The following is a 26,384-nucleotide window of genomic DNA, read 5'->3' on the forward strand; positions in this document are numbered from 1 at the left end:
AAAGCTCCTTGTGCTCAGAAGTCGTAACGGGCAGTTGCGCCGAAGGTGCGCGGGGTGCCGAGTACACCGGCATAGCCACCGTTGGCGGAGTTCCACAGGCTGGTGAAATAGGTTTTGTCGCCGGCGTTTTTCACCCACAGCGACAGGTCGACCACGCCGTCGCCCTGGTCCAGGCGCACACCGGCTGAAAGGTTGACCAGCGCGTAGCTGGGGATCTGGCCGAAATCGGAATCGTCGATGGTGCCCACCGCCTTCGAGCGGAAGGCATAGCTGGCAGTGACGTAGGGTTCTACGTGCTCGGTGGCCTGCCATTTGTATTGGGTGTTGAGGTTGGCGATGTACTTGGAGGCACCGACCACCTGGTGGCCGGACAGGTCGCAGGTGGCGGTGGCATTGGCCAGGCTCACCTCAGGTGGGCACGGGGCGTCCTTGTACTCGGTGTAGCGCACATCGTTCCACGAGCCGTTGAAGTTGACGGTAAGCCCGCGGATCGGCAGCGCCGTGGCCTCGAACTCCAGCCCGCGCGACCGCACGCGGCCGGCGTTGGCCAGGTATTGCACGCGGTTGATCTGGTCGTAGACGTTGGCCTGGTAGCCATGTACTTCGGCCCAGAACAGGTTGCTGTTAAGTTGCAGCCGACCGTCGAACAGGGTGCTTTTCAAACCCAGTTCGGCGTTGTTGACCCGCTCGGTGCCCACCAGCAGCGAATCGGTACCCAACCGTGGCGCAGCACCGACGGTAAGGTTGACGCCGCCCGACTTCTCGCCGTGGGTCAGGGTGGCGTAGCCCAGCAACTGCTCGTTGAAGCGGTAGCTCAGGCCCAGCAGGCCGGAGGGGCTGAAGCTGTACTGGTTGAGGTCACCCGAGTCGTAGGCCCCTATCCGGGCCTGCCGCGCCGCTGCAGCAGCACCCGTTACAGCCGCACCGCCGCTTGGTGCATCGCGGGTTACCCAAGCGCTCTTCTCCTCATAGGTACCGCGAATGCCGACAGTGAAATCCAGACGATCGGTGACATGCCAGGTGCCTTGGGCGAACAGCGCGTAGCTGTCGGTGTCGATGTGGCCGTTGCCGATGGTATCGACATTGTTCAAGGCACCGGCGGGGGTCAGGTTCCAGACATCCGCCTGCGGCCCGTAATAAGTGAAGGACTTGTTGTCCAGGTCCTGCTTGAAGTAGTACGCCCCCAGCACATAGTCGAAGGCGCCACCGGTGGGCGAAGCCAGGCGGATTTCCTGCGAGTACTGCTTGTCGCGCACCGATACCCCGGCGCTGTAGAACACCGGCACGTTCAGGCCATCGTCGTTGCGCGGGGTGAAGTCCCACCAGCGGTAGGCGGTGATCGAAGTCAGGGTGAAATCGTTGGGCAACGTCCAGTTGGCCTCCACCGAGGTGCCGCCCTGGAACACCGTTACTTGCTGGTCGGCGTCGAAATTGACCTTGCGGTCCTTGCCCGACACCAGTGTCGCGCCCGCCTGGGCGGCCAGGCTTTCGTAGCGGTTGACGCCATTAATGGTGGGGCCGGTGCTGAACAGGCTGAGGATGCCGTTGTTGGAGTCTTCTTCGTTGTACTCGCCGATCCAGCGCAGGTTGAAGGTGTCGCTGGGCTTGAACAGCAACTGCGTACGAAAGCCCTGGCGCTTGCCTCCGTTGAGGTCGTCGCCGTTGTGGATGTTCTTCACATAGCCATCATCTTCGGTGCGGTAGGCACTGATACGCCCGGCCAAGGTCTCGCTGATCGGCCCCGAGAAGCTGCCTTGCGTTTGCAGGTAGCCGTCTTCGCCAATCGACTGCTGGATGCTGCCCTCGCGGTGGAAGGTGGGCTTGCGCGTGGTGATGTTCAGCACCCCGGCGGTGGTGTTCTTGCCGAACAGCGTGCCCTGCGGGCCGCGCAGCACCTCCAGTTGCTCCACGTCCAGCAGGTCGAACACCGCCATGCCGGGGCGACCGAGGTAGACGTTATCCAGATAGATGCCGACGCTGCCCTCCAAACCATCGCTGGCCGGGTTGTTGCCCAGGCCGCGAATCGAGATGCTCGACTGGCGAGCATGCACATAGGCGACGTTGGTGCTGGGCACCAGCTGTTGCAGATCCTGCACGCGGTAGATGCGCTGGGTTTCCAGGGTCTCGCTGTCGAGCACGCTGATCGGCGTGGGCACGCTCTGCGCGGTTTCTTCGCGACGGCGGGCATTGACCGTGACAGTGCCAAGCTTGGCTTCCTGCTCCACCGCCGGGCTGGCGCTGACCGGTTCTTCGGCGAAGCTGCCAGAAGACGCCGCCAGCAGCACGCCAGCGGCCAAGGGTTGCAAGGTAAAACGCGACGCGCGCGCAGGCCAACGGGAAAGTCCGGACATGTAAATGCTCCTTGAGGCATGGGCCCTGGCGAGCATTTCCGTTGGCGGAACCGAATCGCGGTCAGTCGGGCTTATATTCTTTTAAGTGATATAAATATTTGTAATTCATATTTAGTGGAATAAGTAACACCCTTTATAAGGGGACTCACCCTTTTCAGCAATTGCATTTGACCGAAGGTTTTAATGTAGAAAATGCATATCGATCTGCGTCAGTTGCGCCACTACATCGCCCTTGTCGAGCACCGCAGTTTCGTGGCCGCTGCGGCTGCCGTGAACCTGTCACAATCGGCGTTCAGCCGCAGCATCCAGACCTTGGAGCACAACATTGGCTGCCGCCTGGTGGACCGCGCCAGCAAGGAGCTGGCGCCCACCCGCCAAGGCTTGTTGGTGCTGGAGCATTCGCGGCGGCTGGTGCATGGGGCGCACAACCTGGTCAACGAAATCCACCAGTTCAACGGCGCCACTACGGGCGTGGTGCGCTTCGGCTCCGGTCCGGCGCCGGCCGGGGGGTTGGTGCCACGGGCGGTTGCGCGCTTCGTGGCCGAGTACCCGGCGGCGCGCACCTGCTTCCAGGTGGACAACTGGCAGGCGCTGAACCGCAAGCTGGTTGCCGAAGAGATCGAGTTCTTTGTTGCCGACACCCGCCAGTTCGAGTCGGACCCGGATTACCAGGTGCACAAGCTGGCCCCGCAACGCTGGCATTTCTGCTGCCGCGCCGGGCACCCGCTGACCGAACAGGAGAGCGTGCAGGCACGTGACCTGTTCGACTACCCGCTGGCCACGACCTTCAGGCCGCCGAATATCCGCAAAATCCTCAGCGACCTGAGCGGACGGCAGGACTTCCTGCCATCGGTAGAGTGCGAGCATGGCTATGCGCTGCTGAATGTAGTGATGCATTCGGACACCATCGGCATTGCCTGCAATGCCAATTTGCGGCCGTATGAGATGGAACGGGGACTGGTGGCGTTGAAGCTGGCGGACCTGACGCCGGAGCAGGAGGAGACGTTCTATACCCGCTATGGTGTGGTGAGCCGGGTGGGTTATGGCTTGTCGCCGTTGGCGCAAGGGTTGGTCAGGCAGTTGATAGCCTGTGATACCGAGGTGTAGCTGGCGGCGGCTTCGCCCCCGTTTCGCGGCACGAGGCCGCTCCTACAAGGGTATGCGATCGCCTGCAGGAGCGGCCTTGTGTCGCGAAAGAGCCGCAAAGCGGCCCCGGCGATATCAGCCTTTACGCGTAGTGCGGCTGAGTTGCCCATCCACCCCGACCGGCACCTCACCCGCCAACGTCACCCGGCGCACTACCCGTGGCTGAGTGCCATAGTCATCCACCGCATAGTGCTGCGTCGCCCGGTTATCCCAGATCGCCACATCCCCCGCCTGCCAGCGCCAGCGCACGGTGTTTTCCAGGCGCGTCACATGCCCTTGCAGCACCGCGAACAGGTGCTGCGAATCCGCCAGCGAATACCCCTTGATGCGCTTCACGAAATGCCCCAGTTGCAGCGCCCGCTCGCCACTGATCGGGTGCACACGCACTACCGGGTGCTCGGTCTCGTAAACGGTGGATGTGAACACCTTGCGGTAGCGCTCCAGCTTGGCCGGGTCGACATCGGGCTTGATGCTGGCGTAGTCGTATTCGTTGCTGTGCACCGCCCACAGCTTGTCGGCCAGCTCGCGCAGCGGCTCGGGCAGTTCCTGATAAGCCGCGGCGGTGTTGGCCCAGACGGTATCGCCACCCGAAGCCGGCGCTACCACGCTGCGCAGGATCGAGGCCTTGGGGTAGGCGTCGACGAAGGTCACGTCGGTGTGCCAGGAGTTGGCCCGCTGGCCTTCGGCGCCATCGAGTTGCAGCAGGTAGCTGGTGCCATCCACCACCGGTACGGTGGGGTGGGCGACCGGCTCGCCGAGCAGTTTGGCAAAGCCTTCCTGGCTCTGGTCATCCAGGTGCGTCTGGCCGCGGAAGAAGATCACCTTGTGCTGTACCAGTGCAGCCTGGATAGCCTCGATGGTGGCGGCATCGAGGTCGGCGGACAGTTGCACACCGCGGATTTCGGCGCCGATACGGCCGGCAACCGGGTGAATGTCGAGTTCGAGGGTTTGTGGCGCGGTGGCCAGGGCGGCATTGCTCATGGTCGTGGTCCTTGCGGTCATTGTCGGGTTTTTTGAAGGTTCAGCGGGCGGCCTGCACGGCCTGTTCCTGTTTCAGCGCAGCATCGAGGAAACGCGGTTCGATCCAGTCGGCTACCTGGAAGCCACGGCGGATCAGGCGTTCCTTGGCCGCCAGGTCTACGCCCTGCTGCAGCTGGCCGACGAAGTCAGCGTCCAGGCGTGGGTCGAAGTAGTGGGCAAGGTCTTCCTTGGCCAGGTCATCGCTGAGGATGCTGCGCGGCCAGTTGGCATTGCTGGCCACCAGATCGATGTAGGCGTCACGGTTATGTTCGTCTCGCAACCAGGTACTGGCCTGCTCCTGGGCGTTGACCAGGCGCTGGACCAGTTCGGGGTACTTGCGGATGAAGTCACCAGTGCCCAACAGCACTGCCTGGGTGCTACCGGCGCCTTCGAGGTCCCGCGAGTTGACCGGCAGCTCGACCAGCCCGCGTTCACGCAGCGACAGCAGGTTGGACAGGCCCCAGGTGGCGTCGATCTGCTTGGCTGCCAGCGCAGCATTGGCGGCGTTGAAGTCCAGGTTGATCACCTTCAGCTCACGCTCGGTCAGCCCTTGGCTGGCCAGGGCGCTGGCGAACGACAGCTGGTTGGCTGTACCGCGGAACACCGCTACGCGCTTGCCCTTGAGGTCGTGCAGGGTCTTGATGCCAGAGCCAGGCACCACGCCCAGGTAGCTCTTGACCCCCCGCACGCCCGCCGTCAGCACGCGGGTATCCAGGCCATTGGCCTTGCCGACGATCGCAGCCAGGTCACCCAGGTAGGCAAAGTCGGCCTGGCCGTTGGCCAGCGCCTCGTTCACCACAGGGCCGGCCCCCTTGAAGAAGTGCCAGTCGATGCGGATGCCATCCTTGGCGAATTCCTTCTCCAGCAACTGCTGGTCACGCAATACATCGACTACACCGCCTGCGCTGGGCTTGCTGCCGGCGCTGAGGTCGGGTACGGCGATGCGGATGGTTTCAGGCTTGGCTGGTTCGGTCGCATGGGCGCTGAGGGTGATGGCCAGCCCAAGGGCTGTAATCAGGTGGCGCAACGGGGTTTTCATGGCAAGGCTCCTTGGCAGGCTGCCACCGGCGATGGCCGGCGCTTTGGCCAGAAGCTAGGCAGGTCTGGTTAGAACCTACAAAGATCAAAACTTCATTTTTTAGTAACTGGAAGGCATAAATCAGGCGGCATGCGGGCCTGCGACTGGCTTGCGAAAAGTGCATGGAAAATATGAGGAAAACGCAACGGCGGGGGGCTTCCGTATGCAGGAAGCGCATGCTCTTATCTCTTGAAAGTCATATTTGGAAATTTTTTATTCCAGTAATGAATAACATAACAACGTTTTGAGAGATGGCCTATGAATGGAGTTCTGAGCAAGGGTCGGGGGTGGGTTCGAGGGCCGCTGCGCGGCCCATTCGCTGCGCAAGGCCGCTCCTACAAAGGCCTTGCGTACTTAGTGCCTGCGGCGATTGCCGTGTTGTGGGTGGTGGCCAGCCGGCAGCACTGGATGAGCGAGCAGATTCTGCCGGCGCCAGCGCTGGTGTGGCAGAGCGCGGTGGAGTTTGGCTCCGGCGAGCTTTGGGGGCACCTGTGGATAAGCTTGCAACGGTTGTTCTGGGGGCTGGCGGTAGGTATCGGCAGCGGCTTGCTGCTGGGCGTATGGCTGGGCGCTTCGCAGCGGGCACAGACACTGGTGCTGCCAACCTTCGTAGCACTGGCACAGATTCCTACGCTGGCCTGGATTCCGTTGTTCATGCTGTTCTTCGGCATCGGCGAGTTGTTGAAGCTCGTGGTGCTGGTAAAGGCCGTGGTCGTTCCCGTCACCTTGCACACGCTGGTAGGTGTACGCGATGCCCAGCCCAAACTCCGTGAAGCCGCGTTGGCCCTGCGCCTGCCCCGGCACTTGCTGTTTCTGCGCCTGCTGTTGCCGGCTGCCCTGCCCGCGTTTCTCACCGGCGTGCGCTTGGCCCTGGCCACTGGTTGGACCTCGCTGCTGGCGGTCGAGTTGCTCGCCTCCAGCGAAGGGATCGGCTACCTGATGGTGTGGGGTCGGCAGCTGTTCATGCTCGACCTTGTGCTGCTGTGCATCCTGGTGATCGGCCTGGTCGGTGCCGTGCTGGAGCGCGGCTTCTCTATCCTGGAAAAGCACGTGCTGTTCTGGCCACAACCGGCCACCGGCGAACAGCAGCGCGGGCCAGTGCCACGGGGCTGGCAAAGCCTGCTGTTGCCACTGGCACTGCTGGCAGTGTGGCAAGCCAGCAGCAGCTTTGGCTGGGTTGACCCGAACATTCTCACCTCACCACTTGAGGTACTGCGCACGCTGCTGGTCGGTTTGGCCGATGGGTCGCTGCCGCAGGCCTTGCTGCTGAGCCTGGAACGCACCCTCACCGGCCTGCTGCTGGGGGGTGGCGCCGGCCTGCTGACCGGGTTGCTGCTAGGGCTTTCAAACCACGCAGAACGCCTTTTCGGGCCAAGCCTTTCGGCCTTGCGCCAGGTGGCGCTGTTCGCCTGGGTGCCGCTGCTCACCGCCTGGTTCGGCCTGGGTGAAGGGGCCAAGCACGTTTTCGTAGGCCTGGCCGCGTTCTTCCCGTTGCTGATCGCTACTCAGCGGGGTATCGCCAGCCTCTCGCCACAGCTGGGCGAAGCCGCCCGCACGCTGCGCCTGAACCTGTGGCAACGCTTGCGTCTGCTGGTACTGCCCGGTGCGGCCCCGGCGATTTTCGCCGGGCTGCGCCTGTCGCTGATCTACGCCTGGCTGGGCACCATCGGCGCCGAATACTTCATGCCTTCGGACGGCGGCATCGCCAGCCTGATGATCGGCGCCCAGCAACTGTTCCGCATGGACCAGGTAATGGCCGCCATGGTCCTGATCGGCCTGGTCGGCGCCCTGCTCGGCAACCTTGGACAACGCCTCGAATCGCGCGCCACGCGCTGGAGAACCGCATGAACGCCTTCAACACCTCACACCTGCACGCGGCCAACCAGCCCGACACCACCCCGCCCCTGGTCAGCTTCGAAGGGGTCGGCAAGGTGTTCACCGTGGACGGCCAACCGTTCGAGGCCATCCGCAACTTCAACCTGTCGATCAACGAAGGCGAGTTCATCGCCATTGTCGGCGCATCCGGTTGTGGCAAGTCCACCTTGCTGCGCTTGCTGGTGGGCCTGGACACCGACTACAGCGGCAGCATCCGCGTCGACGGGCACACCGTCAGCGGCATCGGTGGCGAGCGCGGCATCGTGTTCCAAGAGCACCGCCTGTTCCCTTGGCTGACGGTGGAACAGAACATCGCCTTGGGCCTGGTGAACGAGCAACTGACCCAGGGGGAGCGTGCCCGCCGTGTGCATGAGTTCGTGTTGCTGGTGGGGCTGGCCGGCTTCGAGACCGCGTACCCGCACCAGCTTTCCGGCGGCATGGCCCAACGCGTGGCGATTGCCCGTGGGTTGGTGGCCAGCCCACGGATTCTGCTGCTGGACGAGCCGTTCGGTGCACTCGATGCGCTGACCCGCCAGCAACTGCAGGACGAGCTGCTGGCCATTCGCGAGCGTGCAGGTATCACCACCTTGCTGGTGACCCACGATGCCGAAGAGGCGACGTACCTGGCGGATCGGGTGGTGGTGCTGGAGCCACGGCCGGGCAGGATCAAGTCGGTGGTCGAGATCGACCTGCCGCACCCACGGTTGCGCAGCGGTGTAGCGCTGCATGGGTTGCGCGAAAAAGTGCTGCACCAGATCACCGGGGATGGCGGCTACCTGCCAGCGCCGGCGCGACGGGTGGAAGGGCTGCGGCCGGAGCTGATTGCTCTGTGAATGACCGGCGACAATTTCAGGGCAGACACTGGCCCTGTAGGAGCAGCCTTGTGCTGCGAAGAGGCCATTGCAGCTGAAGATGATCTTTAGCCTTACCGGCCTCTTCGCAGCACAAGGCTGCTCCTACAGGGAGATGCAGTAGCCTGAGGGATCAGCTTCACTGGCTGCCAAGGTCGCGCAGGTAAGCCCAAGGGTAGATCCCGCGCTCATGCCCATCGCTGAACACCAACTGCACGCCATATCCTTGCGACTCGATCTGTACCACGCGCACATCGTCGCGCACCAGGCTGATCGCGCCCGACAGCCGCGCCGCACGGCATTGTGAACAGGGGCAAGCACCGCGCAAACGGGTATGGCTGAGGCTGTGCTCGCCGTCTTCCCATTGCAGTACCAGCTGCCCTGGCCCGCGCAGGTTGCGAATGGCTTGCGGGGCGTTCATCAGGCTGCACCGCGCAGTTGCGCCAGGGCAATCCGCACCGCCTTGCGCACCTCAGGGTCGCTGTCGGCCTCGGCGGCCTGCAGCACCGGCAAGGCACGCGCCTGGCCCAGCTCGCCAAGGGCCAGCGCCGCTTCCTTGCGCAGGTTGGCAATGCCATGGCCAAGCAACGCGCCAAGCGCATCCAGTGCAGCGGCATAGCGCAACCGACCCAGTGAACGCGCTGCCCGCAGGCGTACCTGCCAGAAGTCATCGGCAAGGGCCTCCACCAGCGCCGGGCCTGCCTGGTCCTGACCGACTTTGCCTAACGTGGTGGCGGCTTCCTCGCGCACTTGCCAGGCCTGGTCAGTCAATGCTGCCACCAACGCTGGCAACACCGAGCTGTCCCGGGCAAGGCCCAACGCGCCGATGGCCGCGCGGCGCACCTCGGTGTCCGGCTCGGCCTCGGCGAGCGCTGCCAGCGCCAGCAACGCCGGCTGGTGCTTGAGCCAGCCAAGAATGCCCACGGCCTCACGTCGCACGGCGGCGTCGTCATCGGCCAGCGCCAGCAACGCAGGTTCGGCAGCATCCTCCAGGCGCAGCTCGCGCAAGGCTCGCAGGGCACTGGCGCGGACAAAGGCATCGGCGTGCTTGGCCCATGGCAGGATCAACTGGCCGGCTTCAAGGCTCTTGAGTTCGCTAAGGCTCTGCGCAGCTGCCAGCCGTACCGGTTCGGCGGCATCGGCCAGCGCAGCGCACAGGGCTTGCACAACTTCGGGTTCTTCCCAGGCCTCCAGCAGGCGTGCGGCCTCGGCACGCACCTCATCGGCGGTGTCCACCAGCAGTGCATCGGTGAGCCATGGCAAGCCATCCGGGTCTTCCAGGTCGGCCAGGTCGATCAGGGCGATGCGTCGCACGCCAGCGTCTGTGGCTTCAAGGCGAGGCAACAGGGCGAGGATATCGGGGTTGTCGGTCGTTCGGTCAGTCATAGCGCGATCCGTAGCGGTGGGTGGTCAGTGTCCGGCAGGCCCAGCGGGGTCAGGCGCGGCAGTTCGCGGCCTTCCTCGTGGCGCAGCAACGCCAGGCAGTGACGCTTGAGGTGAGTGAATTCAGGGCTGGTCAGCAGGCTGGCGCGGCGGGGGCGCGCAAAGTCCAGGCGCAGGTCTTCGATGAAGCGGCCGGGGCGCGGGCTCATCACCAGGATGCGGTCGGCGAGGAACAGCGCTTCGTCGATATCGTGGGTAACGAACACCACGGTGGTGCGGATGCTGGCCCAGATCTCCAGCAACAGTTCCTGCATGCGTGCACGGGTTTGCGCATCCAGTGCGCCGAAGGGTTCGTCCATCAGCAAGAGCCGTGGGCGGTTGATCAGCACCCGGGCAATTTCGGCCCGTTGCTGCATACCGCCGGACAGCTGGTTGGGCCAGCGCCCGGCAAAGTCGGCCAATCCCACCAGTTGCAGCATTTCGCGAGCTTGCCGGTGACGTTCGGCGCGGCCCAGGCCCTGCATTTTCAGGCCGAAGGCCACGTTGTCGAGCACGCTGCGCCAGGGCAGCAAGGTGTGGTGCTGGAACACCATGCCACGCTGCGGTGACGGCCCGGCAACGGGCTGGCCGTCCACGTTCAGCTGGCCGCTGCTGGGCACCAGGTGCCCGGCCAGGGCGCCGAGCAACGTCGACTTGCCACAACCGGAAGGGCCGAGGATGCAGACAAACTCGCCAGGCGCCACGGCAAAGTCCAGGCGCTGCACTGCCTCGAACGCTTCGCTGCCGTGCCCCAGGCAGATCGACAGGCCACGACCCTCGATACGCCCCGGCGCCTGTTGATAACTGTTCATCAACTGGCCCTCCGCGTGCGGTACCACGGCGTGGCCAGCGCCCCCAGGCGCTTGACCAGGGCGCTGCTGCCCATGCCCAGCACGCCGATCAGCAGCATGCCGACGATGATGTCCGGGTAGTTTTGCAAGGTGTAGGACTCCCAGGTGTAGTAGCCGATGCCGAACTGCCCGGAAATCATCTCGGCGGTGACCAGGCAGAACCATGACGTCCCCATGCCGATGGCCAGGCCGGTGACGATGCTCGGCAACGCCCCAGGCAACACCACTTCGCGCAGGATCGCCCAGCGCCCGGCACCGAGGCTGCGTGCCGATGCCACCAGGCGCGGGTCGACCGCCTCGACGCCGTGCACGGTGTTGAGCAGGATGGGGAAAAACGCGCCGGTGAAGGTGATGAACACCATCGACAGTTCCGACGACGGGAACATCAGGATCGCCAGCGGGATCCACGCCACCGCCGGAATCGGCCGCAGCACTTCCAGCGGCGGCAGCAGGGTGTCTTCAGCCCATTTCGAGCGGCCGATCAGCAACCCCAGGGCCACGCCAACCAGCGCCGCCGTGGCATAACCGGCAAACACCCGCGACAGGCTGCTGCCCAGGTGCGCCAGCAGGGTGCTGGAGGTCAGCAACTGCCAGGCAGCGTCCAGCACCGCCTTGGGTGTGGGGACATAGGTGAAGGTCAGCAGGCCGAGGTCCAGTTTCACGCTTGCCGCCACCTGCCAGAACAGCAGGCAGGCCAGCAGCGACGCCAGGCGCACCGGCCAGCGCTTGAGGTTGCGGGTCATGTCGGTGCCTCCCGGTCAGCGCTGGGCGACCAGCTTCTGGTTGGCGCTGACGAAGTCCAGCGCCTCGCCACCATGGGCCTTGGCATACTGCTCGGCCTGGTCCTTGAGCAGGAACGCCGCCAGTTCGCCGTTGGCGTTGCGCACGAACCAGGCCTGGTTGGCCAGCAGCTTGATGCCGCTGTCGGCGGCCTGGGCGTAGATGGCGCGGATGTCCTTGCCCTCCTGCTCCAGCTGGGCCAGGGCACCCAGGGCCGCTTCCGGCGAAGCGTAGTGGCGGACCTTGTCTTCACCGCGCACCCAGATTTGCGCCAGGCGGCTGAAGTCGGTGATCGGTTTGCCGGTCAGCGCGTCATTGGCCTTGAGTGGCAGCGGGTCGTAGTCTTTCAGCGCCTTGTTGTAGTCCAGGCCAGCCTCTTTGAAGGCGGCACGGATGTACTGGTCGTCGATGAACTTGTCGGTGTCCAGGCCCCGGTCGGTCTTTTTCAGCAGCTTGAGTGTGTCGATGGACGTAGCCACTGCCTGGCGGTATTCAGGCTTCCAGGTCAAGTCGCGGGTCTGCAGGCCGAGCGGGCCGTGGAACAGGTAATTGACCTCGGCTTCGATACCCGTGACCTTCTCGATCAACTCGCTGTACTTCTCAGGCTGCGCAGCGATCAGGCGGTCGGCTTCAAGGCTGGCGCGCAGGTAGGCGGTGACCACCTCGGGGTACTTTTTCGCGTAGTCGGCATCGACCAGGGCACCATGGAAGGTCGGTGCATTGGCCTGGGCGCCGTCATAGATCTTGCGGGCGAAGCCTCGGTTGGGGAACAGCTCGGCGAACGGCACGAAGTCGGCGTGGGCTTCGATGCGGTTGCTGCGCAGGGCGGAGCCGGCGATTTCCGGCGCCTGGGCGATGATGCGCACATCCTTCTGCGGGTCCCAGCCCTGGGCGGCGACGGCGCGCAACAGCATGCCGTGGGCAGTGGAGGCGAACGGCACGGAAATGGTCTTGCCCTTGAGTTCAGCCAGCGACTGCACGCTGGACGCGGCAGGCACGACGATGCCGTTGCCGCTGCCATGCACGCTGCCCGACAGCACACTGATGGACAGGCTGCGCTTGCCGGCATCCAGGTGGGCAACGCCGTTGAACGACCCCGGGAAGTCGGCCATGGCGCCGAAGTCGAGTTTGCCGGCGACCATTTCGTTGGTCAGCGGCGCACCGCTGGTGAAGTTCTTCCACTCGACCTGGTAGGTGGCGTCCTTGTACTTGCCCTCATGCGGCAAGTACTTGTCCAGCAGGCCCAGCTCACGGATCAGCAGGCCACCGGTGGCGCAGTTGATGGTGGTGTCCTGGGTGCCGATGGCGATGCGGATGGTTTCGGCACTGGCATTCAGGCCAGTGAGCGCCAGCGCGAGGCCGGCCACGGTTGCAACAAGGCGCATGGGTGTTTCCCCTCGAATCGTTATAAGAGTTGGCGTCGTCTCCGCCGCCCGGTTTGGGTGGTGGGAAACGAGGGGCACAGCAGGAGGGCGTCCGGTGGTTCGCCGGATGGCGGGATGAATCAGCGCAGCAGGTACGGGATGTCGACCTTCACTGCGCCGGTGGGGCAGTCCTTCTCGCAGGGCATGCAGTACCAGCATTCGTCGAAAGCCATGTAGGCTTTTTGCGTGGCCGGGTTGATCGCCAGCAGGTCCATGGGGCAGACCTCGACGCACACGGTGCAGCCTTTTTCGGCGATGCATTTGTCTTCGTCGATGGTGACCGGGGCGCTGCTGCGGAAGAAGATTTCTTGCGGCTGGTAGGCCATTTCACGGAGTCCTTGGGGCCTTTATTGGCTCCCTTTCACCTAGAGGCTTGCACATTTCCCTGTGGGAGCGGGTTTACCCGCGAAGAATCCAACACGGTGGATGGCACCGGCTTCGCCGGTGTTCGCGGGTAAACCCGCTCCCACAAGGTGAGGTGTCGCTTAGGCGGCATCGGCTTTGACCCGCAACCGGTCGTAAGCGGTCTGCTCATCTGCATCCAGGGCGATCAGGTAGGGTTCGACGGCCTTCTTGAAGCTGGTCATTTCACCGTTCTCGCCTTTTTTCAGGTGGCAATGGCAATACCACTCGCCATCGTTGCGCTCAGGGAAGTCCACCCGGTGGTGGTACAGCCCCCAGCGGCTTTCCTCGCGGAACAGCGAGGCCCGCGCCGCCATCTCAGCGCAGTCGCGAATCACCGACACTTCCATCGCACGCATCAGTTCATGAGGGTTGCTGGCCTTCATCTGCTCCAGATCACGCTCGATCTCGGCAAAGCGCGCCAGGCCGATTTCCATCTTCTTGGTCACCTTTGGCGGCTGCAGGTAGTCGTTGACCATGCGCCTGAGCTTGTACTCGACCTGGGCTGGCGGCAGGCCATGCTCACGCTGCAGCGGGGCAAACACCCGCGCGCGCTCGCGTTCGACCTGTTCGGCATCGACCTCGGCGAGTTCGCGCCCGGCCACGTAATGCGCGGCGTTCACGCCGGCAAACCATCCATAGGTAAAAGCACCGAGCATGTAGTTGTGCGGCACCGCAGCCATGTCGCCCGCGGCATACAGCCCTTTGACGCTGGTCTCGGCCTTTTCATTGACCCACACGCCCGACGCCGAATGCCCGGAGCAGAAACCGATCTCGGAGATATGCATCTCGACCATGTGCTGGCGGTAGTCGGTGCCGCGCCCGGCGTGGAACTGGCCACGGCTGGGGCGCTCGTTGCTGTGCAGGATCTCTTCGATGTTCTGGATGGTTTCCTCGGCCAGGTGGTCGAGCTTGAGGAACACCGGGCCATTGCCGCCTTCGAGCTCCTGATGGAACTCCCACATCATCTGGCCGCTCCAGTAATCGCACTCGATGAAGCGCTCGCCCTTACTGTTGGCGGTATACCCACCCAGCGGGCCGGTGACGTAGGCACAGGCCGGGCCGTTGTAGTCCTTGATCAGCGGGTTGATCTGGAAGCACTCGAGGTTGGCCAGTTCGGCGCCTGCATGGTAGGCCATGGCGTAGCCGTCACCGGCGTTGGTCGGGTTCTCGTAGGTGCCCATCAGGTATCCCGACGACGGCAGGCCCAGGCGCCCGGCGGCGCCGCAGGCAAGGATCACCGCCTTGGCCCGCACCACGCGAAACTCGCCGCTGCGGCAGTCGAAGCCCAGCACGCCCGCGGCGGCGCCTTCGCCATCAAGCAGCACACGGGTGCAGACCATACGGTTGCTGATTTCTACCCGGGCACGCTTGAGCTGGCGGTACAGCACCTTCTTGATGTCGTGGCCCTCGGGCATGGGCAGCACGTAGGCGCCCATGTGGTGAACCTTCTTCACCGCGTAGTCGCCGGTTTCGTCCTTCTCGAACTTCACGCCCCAGCGATCAAGCTGCTCGATGGTTTCAAAGCTGTGGGTTGCGTAGGCATGCACGGTGGCCTGGTTGACGATACCGTCATTGGCCACGGTGATTTCCTTGGTGTACTGCTCGGGGGTGGCGTGGCCGGGGATGATGGCGTTGTTCAAGCCGTCCATGCCCATGCTGATGGCGCCGCTGCGCTTGACGTTGGCCTTGTCCAGCAGCAGCACGCGCAGGCTCTTGTCCTGCTCCTTGGCCTTGATCGCCGCCATCGGCCCGGCCGTGCCGCCACCGATGATGATGATGTCGTAGTCCTGGGTCTGGATGCTCATGCCTTGCCCCCTTTCTGGCGATCAATGCGCAGGCGGTACTGGAAGGCATCGCCGCGGTAGTACAGGTGTTCGAAGTCCAGTGGCGTGCCGTCGGCAGCATGGGTCAGGCGCTCGATGCGCATGATCGGCGAACCTTCTTCAACCTCCAGGGCCTGGGTCAGGTCGCTGTCGGCCAGCACTGCATCGATGGCCAGGTCGGCGTGGCCAAGGGCGATGCCGCAGTCGTTTTCCAGCAGCAGGAAGATGTCGCGGGTGACCAGGTCGGCCTTCTCCAGTTTTTCGCCGACGGCCTTGGGCAGCCAGGTCAGTTCCAGCGACACCGGCTCGCGGTTGATCAGGCGCACCCGGCGGATCTCGGTGACCAGGCTGCCCTCCTCGACCTGCAGCCGGGCAGCCACCAATGCGTTGGCCGGCACATGGCGGAAGCTGCGCAGGCGGTTGATCACTTCGTAGCCCATTTGCGTCATCGACTCGCCCAGGCCCTGCAAGGTACTGACGTTCTGGAACGCCTTGGGCTTGGCGACAAAAGTGCCTTTGCCGTGGATCTTGAAGATCAGCCCTTCCTTTTGCAGGTCGCCCAGTGCCTGGCGCACGGTGATGCGGCTGACGTCGAAGGCCTTGCCCAGTTCGCTTTCCGAGGGCATGCGGCTGTGCGGTGGATAAGTACCGTCGAGGATGCGCTCGCGCAGCAGTTCCTTGAGCTGGGTGTAGAGCGGTACCGGGGACAGGGGGAGCAGTTGGGCCATGGGGTCTCTTCGCTGATCGATGACTTGTTATAACAAGTTGTGACCAGAGGATAGAGGGCATGAGAACCCTGTGGGAAATATTGATATCGCATATGGATAGATGAATTTGCGCAGACCGGTGGCCCACAAAAGCCGCCTGCGCAAAAAGAGGAAAAAGGCCACAGATCAAGGCGATGGACGTCAACGACACAGATGGGTATCATGCGTGCGCGTTGCACTCGTAGCTCAGCTGGATAGAGTACTGCCCTCCGAAGGCAGGGGTCGTGGGTTCGAATCCCGCCGAGTGCGCCATATCAAAAAGCCCTGGGCATGAGCCCGGGGCTTTTTCGTTTGTGCGACATGTCGCGTTTCTGGCACTCCCGTGCCACGGGTCATTGGTGTTAGCGTGGGCGTCTTCCCGTTTCCTGACGGGTAACCCACAACAATGATTGGCGAAGGAATGCGCACAACCATGCACCTGAAAAAACTCACCGCCACCACCCTGCTGCTGGCCAGCATCGGCCTGTTCACCCAGCCGGCCCAGGCCAACCTCACCCATCAGCAGTCCGCTGCCATCGTCAAAGCTTTTGACGGCAGCAACCCAAGCGACTTCAAGCAGTTCCTCGGCAAGCTCAAAGGCAGCGACCTGGCCAAGGCCGACAACCTCGAGGCAACCCTCGACGCCTACCTGGCCAGCAAGCCACTGGCCGCCGAGCAGCAAGACGAGATCAACCGCCTGCTCGGCCTGTATACCCGCATCAAGTATGGCAAGGCCGCCACCGAAACCCTGCGCGAGCTGGTGGCCATCCCCACCTTCAATGTCGAGGGTACGCCGCAGTACCAAAACCCCGAGTTCCTCAAGATTGCCGACAAGATCAAGGCCCTGGCCGACAGCTTTGGCCTGGCCTTCCGCAACATCGACAACCGGGTGTACGAGATTTCGCTCGGCAGCGGCAAGGAAGTAATCGGCATCCACGCCCATGCCGACGTAGTGCCGGTCAACCCGGACAACTGGAAGCTGGCCGACGGCACACGCCTGGACCCGTTCAAGGTCACCCTGGTTGGCGACCGCATGTACGGCCGTGGTACCGAAGACGACAAGAACGGCATCGTGGTGGCGATGTACGCGCTCAAAGTGGCCAAGGACGAGAACCTGCCGCTGGCCCGGCAGTTCAAGCTGCTGATCGACACCACCGAAGAAACCAGCGGCGATGCCATCCCCTACTACTTCGAACGCAACCCCACCCCTGACTACAACCTGGCCCTCGACGGCGGCTACCCGGTGGTGATCGCCGAGAAAGGCTACGGCACGGTCATGGCCAGCTTCAGCAAGCGGGCGGCCACTGGCAAGGGCGCAGAAATCGTCAACCTGACTGGCGGCCTGGCCACCAACCAGATCCCGACCACTTCGGTAGCGACCCTGGTTTCAGAGAACCCGACGCAGCTGGCCAAACAGTTGCAGCAAGCCGGTGCCAAGTACGTGAAGCAGCATGGCGGCGACTTCAGCATCGACGCCAAAGCAGAGGGCAAGAACGTGCTGCTCACGGTGACCGGTGTTTCCGCCCACTCTTCGGAGCCGGAGTCCGGGGTGAACCCGGTGGCCCGTATGCTCGACTTCATCAACGGCGTGGGCAAGCAGGTATCGCTCAAGCACAACCACTTCACCGACGCCGCCCGCTATGCTGCCGACAACTGGGGCCTGGACTACCTGGGCAACAAACTCGGCGTGGCGTTCAAGGACGCATTCATGGGCCCGCTGACGGCCTCGCTGACGTTTGTCGGGGTGGATGACAATGGCCTGAAACTGGCGGTGAACCTGCGTATTCCGAAGGGCAAGCCAATCGCCACGATCAAGGACGAACTGGCTGACAAACTGGGCAAGTGGACCCGCCAAAGCCACACCTCGGTAGCCTTCGACTACAGCCTGGACGAGCCGATGTACCGCAACCCCGAAGGCGAATGGGTCAAGGCCCTGCTCGCGGTGGCCACCGAGAACCTGGGCATGAAGCATGAGTTCGGCACCTCGGCCGGCGCAACCTCGGTGCACGACCTGCCCAACGGCGTGCAGTTCGGCCTGGCCATGCCGGACGTGAAGTACACCGGGCACAACGACAACGAGTTCAAGACGGTGGAGCAGTTCATGCTGGATCTGCAGATCGTGAGCGAGATGGTCGCGCGGCTTGGGCAGATGCCGAAGCTCTGATTGGCTGTACTGGCCTCTTCGCGGGTAAACCCGCTCCCACAGGGATCGCACAGACCTCGAAGGCGGTGTAGTTCCTGTGGGAGCGGCTTCAGCCGCGAAGAGGCCGAAACAGGCGATCACCCATGACGTTTTTCAATCGACTCCATGCCGTTTCCTGCATTGCCGTGCAGAGCGCCGTACCGGATGCTTTAGTTACTCCGAGACAGCGCTTTTTTCACCCGCAGAGGCCCGTATGAAGACCGTCGAACAAATCCTCAAGACCAAGTCCCAGCACCAGACCGTGTACACCATCGGCCCGGATGACTCGGTGCTCGACGCCCTGAAAATGCTGGCGGAGAAAAACGTCGGTGCGCTGCCCGTGGTCGAGGGCAACCAGGTGGTGGGTATCGTCAGTGAGCGGGACTATGCGCGCAAACTGGTACTGAAGGGCCGCTCGTCCGCCGCCACCCCTGTGCGCGAAATCATGAGCGCTCCAGTGGTTACCGTGGCGCCGAAACAGAACCTTGAGTACTGCATGAACCTGATGACCGACCGCCACCTGCGCCACCTGCCGGTGGTCAGCAATGGCGAACTGCTGGGCCTGCTGTCGATCGGTGACCTGGTCAAGGAAACCATCGCCGAACAGGCCAGCCTGATCCAGCAACTGGAGCAATACATCCGCGGCGAATGAAGCGCCTCAATGGTAGGCGCGCTCCAGCTCGTCCAGCTGATGGTCGAAGCTGCGCAGGCGCGCCGACCAGGTGTACACCAGCACTTCCAGGTCACGGTTGAGCACGGCTGTATTGCCATGGCCACTGCAGGTGGGCTCGCCCAGGTCCAGCTGGTAGCGTTCACGGGCCATGGCCTGGGCCACGCTGGACAGGTCGCGGGCGTTGGCCAGCCAGTGGTGATGGTGGTCATGGATTTCACGGTCCAGTGCTCGGCACTGATGCTTCAGGGCATCCAGGCTCTGCTCCAGCGGCGTGCCCTTGAGCTCGCCCATGACCTCTTCGAACGTACGCCCCGAATGCCAGTAACTGCCCCAGAAGTAGCGGTCGAATACCGTTTCGACGCGGCGTAGCGCCACCTTGGTGTTCCAGATGGTCAGCAACGTTCGCCCCTGAATCACTTCACGCTTGTTCAGGTGCAACTGCTGCCAGGCAATCCAGGTCAGCGCCACCAGCGCAACCGCCACAGTGACTGCGGCAGCGGCGTACAGGAAATGCACTGCCTGGTTCATCTGCTGCGTCTGCCTGATGCCGTAAAAGTAACTGGCCGTCAGGGTGCCCAGGATCGTCACGGAGCACCAGAAGCCTGGTGCGTAGGGATCTTTCATCGCGCTATCCCCTTATTGTTTTCCTGAGCATAGCAACGGCCAATCACTCGTCAGGTGCCGCTCGGCGCTTTATTTTTTTTGCGGATGCAGCGCCTCATTCAGTTGATCGATCATGGGAATCCAGTCGGCATCGGCGGTGTAACTTTCCTTGAGAAAGGCGCGCTGGGCATCGTTCCAAAAGGGTGCGTCAACCAGCTTCACGTCTTCGTCCAAAGGCGAATGGGTGGTGATGAAGCGATCGATTTCGACCGGATCATCAGGAAGCCCCAACTGTTTGAAAATTTCAGAGAAAGGATGAATCGGATTGTCCATGGTTCCTCCTTGTCGCCAGACCGGTCCTCGACGAGGTCGGCCCGGCAAGGGTTGAGAGCATCAGCTGAGTTCACGCACTTCGGCGCTCGGCACCAGCTTCAGGTATTGCTCCATGCTCATGTGAATCAGGTGATCGTGATCACCCGCCTCAAGGTAGACATCACCCTGACGTGTAAGGCTCGAATCAAGCAGCATTTTTATCTGGTAGGCATCACCAAGGGCCGGCACGGCGCCGCGCTCGCAGTCACTGAACAGGCTAGGCAAGCCGCTTTCCCGGGTGAGTTGCCAGGCCCCGGACATGCGTACCTTGGTCATGTCCAGGTGCCGGTTGGCCGGTAGCACGGCCATGATGTAGTTGCCATGACGGTCATCGAGCATCACCGACTTGGCGACCCGCTCGGCGGGCACGCCGGCCGTCCGGGCCGACTCCAGACTGGTGGCCGAATGGGGATGGGGAATGATGTCGTAATCGCAGTTGGCCTTGTCCAGGCGGACCTGCAGGGTTTTAGCCATACGCATGATGCACCTCCGGTTTCGCCCCCCAATCTCCAATTTTAGGCCTGACAGCGGCAGGCAGGGCTAAACTTGTGCAATAGAGGCAAACGAGGTGACGACAGGTGATCGCCCGCTGCTGGCGCTGGCTGATGCTGCTGTTGCTGCTTGGCATTACGCCCGGCGGTCAGGCAGCGCCCGGCGCAGTGTGGGTGCTGGGTATCGACGATGCCATCGGCCCTGCCAGCGCCGATTACCTGGTACGCAGCCTCGACCAGGCCCGGGCGCAGGGCGCGCAGCTGGTGGTCATCCGCATGGACACTCCAGGCGGGCTGGACAGCGCCATGCGCCAGATGATCAAGGCGATTCTCGCCAGCCCCGTGCCGGTGGCCACCTACGTTGCGCCCAGCGGTGCCCGTGCCGCCAGCGCAGGCACCTATATCCTCTACGCCAGCCATGTTGCCGCAATGGCGCCCGGGACCAACCTGGGCGCCGCCACCCCCGTACAGATCGGCGGCCCCCCAGGTGCCCCCAAGGACGACAAGACCAAGGGCAGCGATGATGAAACCCTGGCACGCAAGCAGGTCAACGACGCCGCTGCCTACATCCGCAGCCTGGCGCAACTGCGTGGGCGCAATGCCGAGTGGGCGGAGAAGGCCGTGCGCGAGGCCGTCAGCCTGCCCGCCAGCGAAGCCTTGCGGCTGAATGTGATCGACCTGATAGCCGATGACCTGCCCGACCTTTTGCGCAAGCTGGATGGCAAAACGCTGCAGGTCGCCGGCCAACCGCACCAGCTGCAGACTGTCGGCGCCAGCCTGGTCGAGCACCTACCGGACTGGCGCACACGGGTGCTGGCCGTGATTACCAATCCCGGCGTTGCACTGATCCTGATCATGATCGGCGTGTACGGCCTGTTGTTCGAGTTCATGAACCCCGGCTCTACGGTGGGCGGTGTGGTCGGCGGCATATGCCTGCTGCTGGCGTTGTATGCCCTGCAACTGCTACCGGTGAGTTTCGCCGGGATGGCGCTGATCCTGCTGGGCGTCGCCTTCATGATCGCCGAAGCCTTCCTGCCCAGCTTCGGCATGGTCGGGTTTGGCGGCATCGTCGCCTTCGTGGTCGGCGCTTTGATCCTGATCGACACCGATGCCCCAGGCTTCGGTATTCCGCTGACCTTGATCGGTACCTTGGCCGTGCTTTCGGCGCTGCTGATCGGTGGTGTGCTGGGCATGGCCCTGAAGGCACGACGGCGGGCACTGGTGAGCGGCGACGCCGGTCTGGTCGGCAGCCTGGCCACCGTCACCCAGGTGATACCAGGCAACCCGTTCTGTGGCGTGGTGCTGGCCCAGGGCGAGCAATGGCAAGTGCAATGCGCAACACCGCTGCAAGCTGGCCAGAACGTGCGGGTGACCGCGCGCCATGGCGTGATGCTGGAAGTGAGCGCCGCCACGCCTGCGGCGCAAGGAGAATGAGCATGTTCATGCAAGTGGGTTTCGGCGCGGTGCTGATCGTGCTGACGATGCTGTTGCTGTCGGCGTTTCGCATCCTGCGCGAATACGAGCGCGGCGTGGTATTCCAGCTGGGCCGCTTTTGGCAGGTCAAGGGGCCGGGGCTGATCCTGTTGATCCCGGTGATCCAGCAAATGGTGCGGGTCGACCTGCGTACCGTGGTGCTGGATGTACCGCCACAGGATGTGATCACCCGCGACAACGTCTCGGTCAAGGTCAATGCGGTGCTCTACTTCCGTGTACTTGACCCGCAGAAAGCAATCATCCAGGTCGAGGATTTTCTGGTGGCGACCAGCCAGCTGGCCCAGACAACCCTGCGTGCGGTGCTGGGCAAGCACGAACTGGACGAACTGCTGGCAGAACGCGAGCAGCTGAACCTGGACATCCGCCAAGTGCTGGACGCGCAGACCGATGCGTGGGGCATCAAGGTGGCCAACGTCGAGATCAAGCATGTGGACCTCAACGAATCGATGGTGCGTGCCATCGCCCGGCAGGCTGAGGCTGAACGGGAACGACGGGCCAAGGTGATTCATGCCGAAGGCGAGTTGCAGGCGTCGGAGAAGCTGATGCAGGCGGCGCAGATGTTGAGCAAGGAACCGGGGGCGATGCAGTTACGCTACATGCAGACGCTGGGGATGATTGCAGGGGACAAGAGCTCGACCATTGTCTTCCCGTTGCCGGTGGATCTGCTCAAGGGGTTGGTGGACAGGCAGAAATAGCTGGGGCCTCGACGAGGCCCCAGTCATCTATCAGAGAGGTGCGCGACGCAGGGTAGCCAGGAACGTGGCCGCGCCGATGAACAACCCGGCAAAGGTCCGGTTCAGGCGCTTCTGCTGCTTGGGCGTACGCAGCAGACGCAACACCCGCGAAGCCAACCCGGTGTAGCCCGCCATCACCAGCATGTCCACGCTGATCATGGTCACGGTGATCGCCACATATTGCGGCAGCAACGGCGCATGTGGGTTAAGGAACTGCGGCAGCACCGCCAGCATGAACACCAGTGCCTTGGGGTTGCTGACGTTGACCAGGAAACCGCGGAACATCAGGCTCAGCGGTTTGCCGATCGGGCGCACGCCGGACTCATCGGCCATGTCCATCGGCAAGGCACGCCATTGCTTGTAGGCCAGATAGACGAGGTAGGCGACGCCAAACCATTTGATGATCTGGAAGGCCGTGGCCGAGGCGGCAAGGATGGCACCGACGCCGGCAGCGATGATGGCGATCTGTACGATCAGGCCCAGTTGCAGGCCCAGGGCATTCCAGTAACCACGCCAGAAGCCGTATTGCAGGCCGCTGGACATCGAGGCAATCGCCCCGGCACCGGGTGAAAGGCTGATCACCCAACAGGCGGCAAAGAAGCCCAGCCATACTTCCATCGACATCACACACCTCGCTCGAACATATGTTGCAAAACGTTAAGCTAAGGTGTTGGTGAAAAAATAACCAGAAAATTTTGAGAATTTAACTGCCTGTGCCGGCCTCTTCGCGGGCGAACCCGCGAAGAGGCCGGCACAGGCAGAATCAATCTGCCTCGACTGCCGCATCCTTATGCATCGCCTGCACCTCGGCCCCGCGCCAGCGCCGCACCGACTTCTGGAAGAACTGGCTATTGGGCACCTGCACCAGCGCCCCGCCCGCCTCGGGCATTTCCAGCAACGTGGTGAACAGCAGGTTGATGGCGATCACCCGGCCTTTGACGCCCGGCTTGTCCAAGGTGTCGACCAGCTCGACCACATCGCCGATGCGAAATGGCCCGACCGTAAAGATCAGCACCGCGCACAGCAGGTTGGACAACACGCTCCACATGGCGAAGAACGCCACCGCCGCCACCGCGACAAAGCCTGACAATGCAGTCCACAGGACCGTCGCGGAAACACCCAGCCGCTCCAGCACAAACAGCAACGCACTGCCCATGATCAGCCAACGCAAGCCACCCCGCACCGGCACCAGCAACTCCGGTGGCAGCGGGTAACGCTGGCCCAGGCGGCTCAACCCACGGGCGACGATGCGCTGCAGGACGAAGGCCGCCACCAGGATCAACAGGATCTGCAAGCCCAGCCAGAAGGTGTCCATCCATTGCCCTGGCAGCAGCGAACGCAGTTCCTCCATCAGGACAGCGCCTCGAGCTCGGCCTGCATGCTTTCGAGGGTTTCCAGCGCCTCCATCCAGGCCTCTTCCAGCTCGCCTTCGCGTTGCTTGAGCTTGGTCTGACGCGCCAGCAGGTCTCGCAGCTCATCCTTGCGCGCGGCTTCGTAGAGGCCACCATCACCCAACGCGGTCTCGATCTCGGCCAGTTGCACGTGCACCTGGTTAAGCTCGGTTTCCAGCTTGTCGGCCGCCTTCTTGTGCGGGGCAAGCTGCTGACGCAAAGCGGCGGCAGCCTGGCGTTGGGCTTTTTTGTCGGTCTTGTCCGGGTTGACCGGGGTGCTACTGGTCGGCGCACTGCGCTGGCGGTACTCGACCAGCCAGCGGCTGTAGTCGTCCAGGTCACCGTCGAAGGCGTCCACCTTGCCATCGGCCACCAGCAGGAAGTCGTCGGTGGTGCTCTTGAGCAAATGTCGGTCGTGGGATACCACCACCACGGCACCGGCAAACTCCTGCAAGGCCATGGTCAGCGCCAGGCGCATTTCCAGGTCGAGGTGGTTGGTCGGTTCGTCGAGCAGCAGCAGGTTCGGCCGTTCCCAGGCGATCAGCGCCAGCGCCAGGCGGGCCTTTTCGCCACCGGAGAAGTTCACGACCGGCTCGTCGCAACGAGCGCCATGGAAGTCGAAACCACCCAGGAAGTCGCGCAGGGTCTGCTCACGCTCGGTGGGCGCGATGCGCTGCAGGTGCAGCAGCGGGCTGGCCTTGTCGTCCAGCGAGTCGAGCTGGTGCTGGGCGAAGTAGCCAACGGCCAGGTTCTCGCCCCGTACCAGGCGGCCAGACAACGGCTCCAGTTCACCCGCAAGGTTCTTGATCAGCGTCGACTTGCCCGCGCCGTTAGGCCCAAGCAAACCGATACGCGCGCCTGGGGTGAGCTGCAACTTGACCTTGTCGAGGATGGCCTTGTCGCCATACCCCAGCCGGCCTTCGGACAGGCTCAGCAACGGGCTGGAGATTTTCTGCGATTCGCGGAAAACGAAGTCGAACGGCGAATCCACATGCGCCGCCGACAGCTCTTCCATGCGCTCCAGGGCCTTGATCCGGCTTTGCGCCTGGCGAGCCTTGGTGGCCTGGGCCTTGAAGCGGGCGATGTATTTTTCCATGTGCGCGCGCTGCGCCTGCTGCTTCTCGTAGGCTTGCTGCTGCTGCGCCAAGCGCTCGGCACGGGTGCGCTCAAAGGCGGTGTAGCCACCTTTGTACAGGTTCAGCTTGCGCTGCTCGACGTGCAGCACATGGTCGACCACAGCGTCGAGGAAGTCGCGGTCGTGGGAGATCAGTAACAGCGTGCCGGGGTAGCCCTTGAGCCAGTCTTCCAGCCACAGGATGGCGTCCAGGTCGAGGTGGTTGGTGGGCTCGTCGAGCAGCAGCAGGTCGGACGGGCACATCAGCGCCTGAGCCAGGTTCAGGCGCATCCGCCAGCCACCCGAGAAGTCACCGACGCGGCGATCCATCTGCTCGTTGGTGAAGCCCAGGCCGGCCAGCAGCTTGCGCGCGCGGGCATCGGCGGTATAGCCGTCGGCGCTTTCCAGCTCACTGTGCAGGCGCGCCAGGGCAGTACCGTCGTGGGCGTGCTCGGCGGCGGCCAGTTCGGCCTGGACCTTGCGCAGGCGCATGTCGCCGTCGAGCACATAGTCCACGGCCAGGCGATCGAGGGTATCGACCTCCTGCCGCATGTGGGCGATGCGCCAGTCACCGGGCAGTTGGCAGTCACCGGCATCGGGTGACAGCTCACAGCGCAGCAAGGCGAACAGGCTGGATTTTCCGGCACCGTTGGCGCCGATCAGGCCGGCCTTGTGACCGGCGTGCAGGGTCATCTCGGCGCCTTCTAGCAAGCGCTGCGGACCACGCTGTAAAGTGAGGTTGGATAGTCTGATCATGATGGTCGCGGAGTCTACCAGCTTCCTCGGCCCATAGCGCGAGTGGAACCATGCACACCGACCTGTGGAATCACGCCCTGGCCCTGTATGCCAGGCCCGGCGCGGAAGCGGCCTGCCTTGAGCTACAGGCAATGGGTGGCGATGTCTGCCTGCTGTTGTGCGCAACCTGGCTGCAGGCGCGAGGCGTGGCGGTGCTGGATGAGCGCGTGCAGGCGTTAACCGAAATAGCCGGGGCCTGGCAGCGTGACGTGGTCGCCCCGTTACGCGGCCTTCGCCAACAATGGCGAGCAGCGGCATCGGGTGATGCGCAACTGGCGGCGTTGCGTGAACAAGTGAAGGGGCTGGAGTTGCAGGCCGAAAAGACCTTGCTTGAGCGTTTACAGGAGCGCTCGCGACAGTGGCCCACGGACTCGCATGGGCTCACGGACGACTGGCTGGCCCGGCTGGCGCCGGAGCCTGCCCGCCGCCACGACGCGCTGGATCAGTTGCGCGCCGCAGCGGCTACGCTTCAGGACGCCGAAGACGGCGCCTGAGCCGGGGTGCTGGCGGGTGTCGACGATGCTACCGAAGCAGCCGGGGTGGCCGAGTTGGTTGCAGCAGCCGGGGTGCTGACGGCAGGCGTAGCCGGTTTGGCTTCGGCTGGTTTGCTGGCAACAGGTTTGGCGGCAGCTGGCTTGGTGGCCCTGCGTGCCGGGGCTTTGGCGGCAGCTGGTTTCGCAGCTGGCTTGGCTGCGGATTTGGCAGCAGCCGTCGCTTTGGCAGCTGGCTTCGCCGCAGGTTTGGCTGCAGCGGTCGCTTTGGC

The 26,384-nt window shown here is 63.5% G+C and carries 25 protein-coding genes, 1 tRNA gene and 1 pseudogene; 9 read left to right on the plus strand and 18 right to left on the minus strand.

All coding sequences use genetic code 11. The annotated features are described in order from the left end of the window. Positions 1 to 14 precede the first annotated feature (14 nt). Positions 15 to 2,351 carry a TonB-dependent receptor gene (locus D906_RS20475; protein WP_027615959.1) on the minus strand — a complete coding sequence of 779 codons (2,337 nt, stop codon included), beginning with the start codon at positions 2,349 to 2,351 and terminating at the stop codon, positions 15 to 17. A gap of 192 nt (positions 2,352 to 2,543) precedes the next feature. On the opposite strand from D906_RS20475, the gene D906_RS20480 reads away from it, so the two are divergent. Continuing rightward, entirely contained in the window at positions 2,544 to 3,458 is a 915-nt protein-coding gene (locus tag D906_RS20480; protein WP_019096493.1) for a LysR family transcriptional regulator, read from the plus strand. A gap of 114 nt (positions 3,459 to 3,572) precedes the next feature. Here D906_RS20480 and D906_RS20490 read toward each other — a convergent pair whose 3' ends face one another. After that, positions 3,573 to 4,478, minus strand: a complete 906-nt coding sequence (locus D906_RS20490; protein ID WP_019096494.1) for a TauD/TfdA family dioxygenase — start codon at positions 4,476 to 4,478, stop codon at positions 3,573 to 3,575. Positions 4,479 to 4,518: 40 nt separating this feature from the next. Then, on the minus strand, positions 4,519 to 5,556 hold the full coding sequence (locus D906_RS20495) for an ABC transporter substrate-binding protein (protein ID WP_027615960.1): 1,038 nt from the start codon (positions 5,554 to 5,556) through the stop codon (positions 4,519 to 4,521). 297 nt (positions 5,557 to 5,853) lie between these two features. Here D906_RS20495 and D906_RS20500 point away from each other — a divergent pair, with 297 nt between their 5' ends. Together D906_RS20500 and D906_RS20505 are read left to right on the plus strand one after the other, a co-directional pair. Further along, positions 5,854 to 7,443: an ABC transporter permease gene (locus D906_RS20500; protein WP_025754986.1), complete on the plus strand. Its 1,590-nt coding sequence runs from the start codon at positions 5,854 to 5,856 to the stop codon at positions 7,441 to 7,443. Then, positions 7,440 to 8,303: an ABC transporter ATP-binding protein gene (locus tag D906_RS20505; RefSeq protein WP_050587803.1), complete on the plus strand. Its 864-nt coding sequence runs from the start codon at positions 7,440 to 7,442 to the stop codon at positions 8,301 to 8,303. Before D906_RS20500 ends, D906_RS20505 begins: the two co-directional genes overlap by 4 nt. A 157-nt stretch (positions 8,304 to 8,460) precedes the next feature. Here D906_RS20505 and D906_RS20510 read toward each other — a convergent pair whose 3' ends face one another. From D906_RS20510 to D906_RS20545, 8 genes are all read right to left on the minus strand, one after another. Then, on the minus strand, positions 8,461 to 8,742 hold the full coding sequence (locus D906_RS20510; RefSeq protein WP_025754988.1) for a gamma-butyrobetaine hydroxylase-like domain-containing protein: 282 nt from the start codon (positions 8,740 to 8,742) through the stop codon (positions 8,461 to 8,463). Beyond that, positions 8,742 to 9,707 carry a HEAT repeat domain-containing protein gene (locus D906_RS20515; protein ID WP_025754989.1) on the minus strand — a complete coding sequence of 322 codons (966 nt, stop codon included), beginning with the start codon at positions 9,705 to 9,707 and terminating at the stop codon, positions 8,742 to 8,744. Before D906_RS20515 ends, D906_RS20510 begins: the two co-directional genes overlap by 1 nt. Continuing rightward, on the minus strand, positions 9,704 to 10,555 hold the full coding sequence (locus tag D906_RS20520; protein ID WP_019099873.1) for an ABC transporter ATP-binding protein: 852 nt from the start codon (positions 10,553 to 10,555) through the stop codon (positions 9,704 to 9,706). Before D906_RS20520 ends, D906_RS20515 begins: the two co-directional genes overlap by 4 nt. Further along, entirely contained in the window at positions 10,555 to 11,337 is a 783-nt protein-coding gene (locus D906_RS20525; protein ID WP_019099872.1) for an ABC transporter permease, read from the minus strand. The genes D906_RS20520 and D906_RS20525 overlap by 1 nt, the downstream gene beginning before the upstream one ends. Positions 11,338 to 11,352: 15 nt before the next feature. Then, the gene (locus D906_RS20530) at positions 11,353 to 12,759 is read right to left on the minus strand and encodes an ABC transporter substrate-binding protein (protein WP_027615961.1); all 1,407 of its coding nucleotides are present in this window, start codon (positions 12,757 to 12,759) and stop codon (positions 11,353 to 11,355) included. Positions 12,760 to 12,878: 119 nt separating this feature from the next. Then, on the minus strand, positions 12,879 to 13,124 hold the full coding sequence (locus tag D906_RS20535; protein WP_008096634.1) for a ferredoxin family protein: 246 nt from the start codon (positions 13,122 to 13,124) through the stop codon (positions 12,879 to 12,881). A 159-nt stretch (positions 13,125 to 13,283) separates the two neighbouring features. Beyond that, positions 13,284 to 15,008, minus strand: a complete 1,725-nt coding sequence (locus D906_RS20540) for a fumarate reductase/succinate dehydrogenase flavoprotein subunit (protein WP_019099870.1) — start codon at positions 15,006 to 15,008, stop codon at positions 13,284 to 13,286. Then, positions 15,005 to 15,754: a GntR family transcriptional regulator gene (locus D906_RS20545; RefSeq protein WP_019099869.1), complete on the minus strand. Its 750-nt coding sequence runs from the start codon at positions 15,752 to 15,754 to the stop codon at positions 15,005 to 15,007. Before D906_RS20545 ends, D906_RS20540 begins: the two co-directional genes overlap by 4 nt. A gap of 214 nt (positions 15,755 to 15,968) precedes the next feature. On the opposite strand from D906_RS20545, the gene D906_RS20550 reads away from it, so the two are divergent. From D906_RS20550 to D906_RS20560, 3 genes are all read left to right on the plus strand, one after another. Continuing rightward, positions 15,969 to 16,045, plus strand: a tRNA-Arg gene (locus D906_RS20550). 160 nt (positions 16,046 to 16,205) lie between these two features. Next, a complete protein-coding gene (locus D906_RS20555; protein WP_025754992.1) occupies positions 16,206 to 17,936 on the plus strand; it encodes a dipeptidase in 1,731 nt (576 codons plus the stop codon). Between the two features lie 232 nt (positions 17,937 to 18,168). After that, positions 18,169 to 18,606 (plus strand): CBS domain-containing protein, encoded by a 438-nt coding sequence (locus D906_RS20560; protein WP_019099867.1) that lies wholly within the window; start codon positions 18,169 to 18,171, stop codon positions 18,604 to 18,606. Between the two features lie 6 nt (positions 18,607 to 18,612). Here the strand turns inward: D906_RS20560 and D906_RS20565 are convergent, their stop codons facing one another. The 3 genes from D906_RS20565 to D906_RS20575 form a co-directional block, all read right to left on the minus strand. Next, complete coding sequence (locus D906_RS20565; RefSeq protein WP_019099866.1) at positions 18,613 to 19,251, minus strand: hypothetical protein; 639 nt, start codon at positions 19,249 to 19,251, stop codon at positions 18,613 to 18,615. 69 nt (positions 19,252 to 19,320) lie between these two features. Then, positions 19,321 to 19,563, minus strand: coding sequence for a DUF2789 domain-containing protein (locus tag D906_RS20570; protein ID WP_025754993.1), 243 nt, complete (start codon positions 19,561 to 19,563; stop codon positions 19,321 to 19,323). Between the two features lie 60 nt (positions 19,564 to 19,623). After that, entirely contained in the window at positions 19,624 to 20,082 is a 459-nt protein-coding gene (locus D906_RS20575; RefSeq protein WP_019099864.1) for an aminoacyl-tRNA deacylase, read from the minus strand. A gap of 98 nt (positions 20,083 to 20,180) precedes the next feature. Here D906_RS20575 and D906_RS20580 point away from each other — a divergent pair, with 98 nt between their 5' ends. Together D906_RS20580 and D906_RS20585 are read left to right on the plus strand one after the other, a co-directional pair. Beyond that, positions 20,181 to 21,527 carry a nodulation protein NfeD gene (locus tag D906_RS20580; RefSeq protein ID WP_019099863.1) on the plus strand — a complete coding sequence of 449 codons (1,347 nt, stop codon included), beginning with the start codon at positions 20,181 to 20,183 and terminating at the stop codon, positions 21,525 to 21,527. 2 nt (positions 21,528 to 21,529) lie between these two features. Next, complete coding sequence (locus tag D906_RS20585; protein WP_016714417.1) at positions 21,530 to 22,282, plus strand: slipin family protein; 753 nt, start codon at positions 21,530 to 21,532, stop codon at positions 22,280 to 22,282. Between the two features lie 30 nt (positions 22,283 to 22,312). On the opposite strand, the gene D906_RS20590 is transcribed toward D906_RS20585, so the two are convergent. The 3 genes from D906_RS20590 to D906_RS20600 all read right to left on the minus strand — a co-directional run bounded on the left by D906_RS20590 (position 22,313) and on the right by D906_RS20600 (position 25,582). Further along, entirely contained in the window at positions 22,313 to 22,945 is a 633-nt protein-coding gene (locus D906_RS20590) for a LysE family transporter (RefSeq protein WP_016714416.1), read from the minus strand. Positions 22,946 to 23,084: 139 nt separating this feature from the next. Then, a complete protein-coding gene (locus D906_RS20595; protein ID WP_019099861.1) occupies positions 23,085 to 23,672 on the minus strand; it encodes a mechanosensitive ion channel family protein in 588 nt (195 codons plus the stop codon). Then, a complete protein-coding gene (locus tag D906_RS20600) occupies positions 23,672 to 25,582 on the minus strand; it encodes an ATP-binding cassette domain-containing protein (protein ID WP_027615962.1) in 1,911 nt (636 codons plus the stop codon). The genes D906_RS20595 and D906_RS20600 overlap by 1 nt, the downstream gene beginning before the upstream one ends. Before the next feature lie 50 nt (positions 25,583 to 25,632). Here D906_RS20600 and D906_RS20605 point away from each other — a divergent pair, with 50 nt between their 5' ends. Further along, positions 25,633 to 26,115 (plus strand): TIGR02444 family protein, encoded by a 483-nt coding sequence (locus D906_RS20605; RefSeq protein ID WP_027610185.1) that lies wholly within the window; start codon positions 25,633 to 25,635, stop codon positions 26,113 to 26,115. Here the strand turns inward: D906_RS20605 and D906_RS26685 are convergent. Continuing rightward, positions 26,091 to 26,384, minus strand: a pseudogene (locus D906_RS26685) (transcriptional regulator); the annotation flags it as partial. The gene D906_RS20605 and the pseudogene D906_RS26685 overlap by 25 nt on opposite strands.

Origin of the sequence: Pseudomonas sp. LAIL14HWK12:I1 (assembly GCF_003202095.1) — a bacterium.
GTDB classification, from domain to species: Bacteria; Pseudomonadota; Gammaproteobacteria; order Pseudomonadales; family Pseudomonadaceae; genus Aquipseudomonas; species Aquipseudomonas monteilii.

What these genes read in the sequence shown, in the direction of transcription:
- D906_RS20545 (WP_019099869.1), bottom strand. Translation starts at nt 15,754, where the DNA reads ATGGCCCAACTGCTCCCCCTGTCCCCGGTACCGCTCTACACCCAGCTC.
- D906_RS20510 (WP_025754988.1), bottom strand. Translation starts at nt 8,742, where the DNA reads ATGAACGCCCCGCAAGCCATTCGCAACCTGCGCGGGCCAGGGCAGCTG.
- D906_RS20590 (WP_016714416.1), bottom strand. Translation starts at nt 22,945, where the DNA reads ATGTCGATGGAAGTATGGCTGGGCTTCTTTGCCGCCTGTTGGGTGATC.
- D906_RS20570 (WP_025754993.1), bottom strand. Translation starts at nt 19,563, where the DNA reads ATGGACAATCCGATTCATCCTTTCTCTGAAATTTTCAAACAGTTGGGG.
- D906_RS20575 (WP_019099864.1), bottom strand. Translation starts at nt 20,082, where the DNA reads ATGCGTATGGCTAAAACCCTGCAGGTCCGCCTGGACAAGGCCAACTGC.
- D906_RS20505 (WP_050587803.1), top strand. Translation starts at nt 7,440, where the DNA reads ATGAACGCCTTCAACACCTCACACCTGCACGCGGCCAACCAGCCCGAC.
- D906_RS20585 (WP_016714417.1), top strand. Translation starts at nt 21,530, where the DNA reads ATGTTCATGCAAGTGGGTTTCGGCGCGGTGCTGATCGTGCTGACGATG.
- D906_RS20525 (WP_019099872.1), bottom strand. Translation starts at nt 11,337, where the DNA reads ATGACCCGCAACCTCAAGCGCTGGCCGGTGCGCCTGGCGTCGCTGCTG.
- D906_RS20555 (WP_025754992.1), top strand. Translation starts at nt 16,206, where the DNA reads ATGCACCTGAAAAAACTCACCGCCACCACCCTGCTGCTGGCCAGCATC.
- D906_RS20495 (WP_027615960.1), bottom strand. Translation starts at nt 5,556, where the DNA reads ATGAAAACCCCGTTGCGCCACCTGATTACAGCCCTTGGGCTGGCCATC.
- D906_RS20490 (WP_019096494.1), bottom strand. Translation starts at nt 4,478, where the DNA reads ATGAGCAATGCCGCCCTGGCCACCGCGCCACAAACCCTCGAACTCGAC.
- D906_RS20535 (WP_008096634.1), bottom strand. Translation starts at nt 13,124, where the DNA reads ATGGCCTACCAGCCGCAAGAAATCTTCTTCCGCAGCAGCGCCCCGGTC.
- D906_RS20480 (WP_019096493.1), top strand. Translation starts at nt 2,544, where the DNA reads ATGCATATCGATCTGCGTCAGTTGCGCCACTACATCGCCCTTGTCGAG.
- D906_RS20530 (WP_027615961.1), bottom strand. Translation starts at nt 12,759, where the DNA reads ATGCGCCTTGTTGCAACCGTGGCCGGCCTCGCGCTGGCGCTCACTGGC.
- D906_RS20605 (WP_027610185.1), top strand. Translation starts at nt 25,633, where the DNA reads ATGCACACCGACCTGTGGAATCACGCCCTGGCCCTGTATGCCAGGCCC.
- D906_RS20515 (WP_025754989.1), bottom strand. Translation starts at nt 9,707, where the DNA reads ATGACTGACCGAACGACCGACAACCCCGATATCCTCGCCCTGTTGCCT.
- D906_RS20475 (WP_027615959.1), bottom strand. Translation starts at nt 2,351, where the DNA reads ATGTCCGGACTTTCCCGTTGGCCTGCGCGCGCGTCGCGTTTTACCTTG.
- D906_RS20595 (WP_019099861.1), bottom strand. Translation starts at nt 23,672, where the DNA reads ATGGAGGAACTGCGTTCGCTGCTGCCAGGGCAATGGATGGACACCTTC.
- D906_RS20520 (WP_019099873.1), bottom strand. Translation starts at nt 10,555, where the DNA reads ATGAACAGTTATCAACAGGCGCCGGGGCGTATCGAGGGTCGTGGCCTG.
- D906_RS20540 (WP_019099870.1), bottom strand. Translation starts at nt 15,008, where the DNA reads ATGAGCATCCAGACCCAGGACTACGACATCATCATCATCGGTGGCGGC.
- D906_RS20600 (WP_027615962.1), bottom strand. Translation starts at nt 25,582, where the DNA reads ATGATCAGACTATCCAACCTCACTTTACAGCGTGGTCCGCAGCGCTTG.
- D906_RS20560 (WP_019099867.1), top strand. Translation starts at nt 18,169, where the DNA reads ATGAAGACCGTCGAACAAATCCTCAAGACCAAGTCCCAGCACCAGACC.
- D906_RS20565 (WP_019099866.1), bottom strand. Translation starts at nt 19,251, where the DNA reads ATGAAAGATCCCTACGCACCAGGCTTCTGGTGCTCCGTGACGATCCTG.
- D906_RS20500 (WP_025754986.1), top strand. Translation starts at nt 5,854, where the DNA reads ATGAATGGAGTTCTGAGCAAGGGTCGGGGGTGGGTTCGAGGGCCGCTG.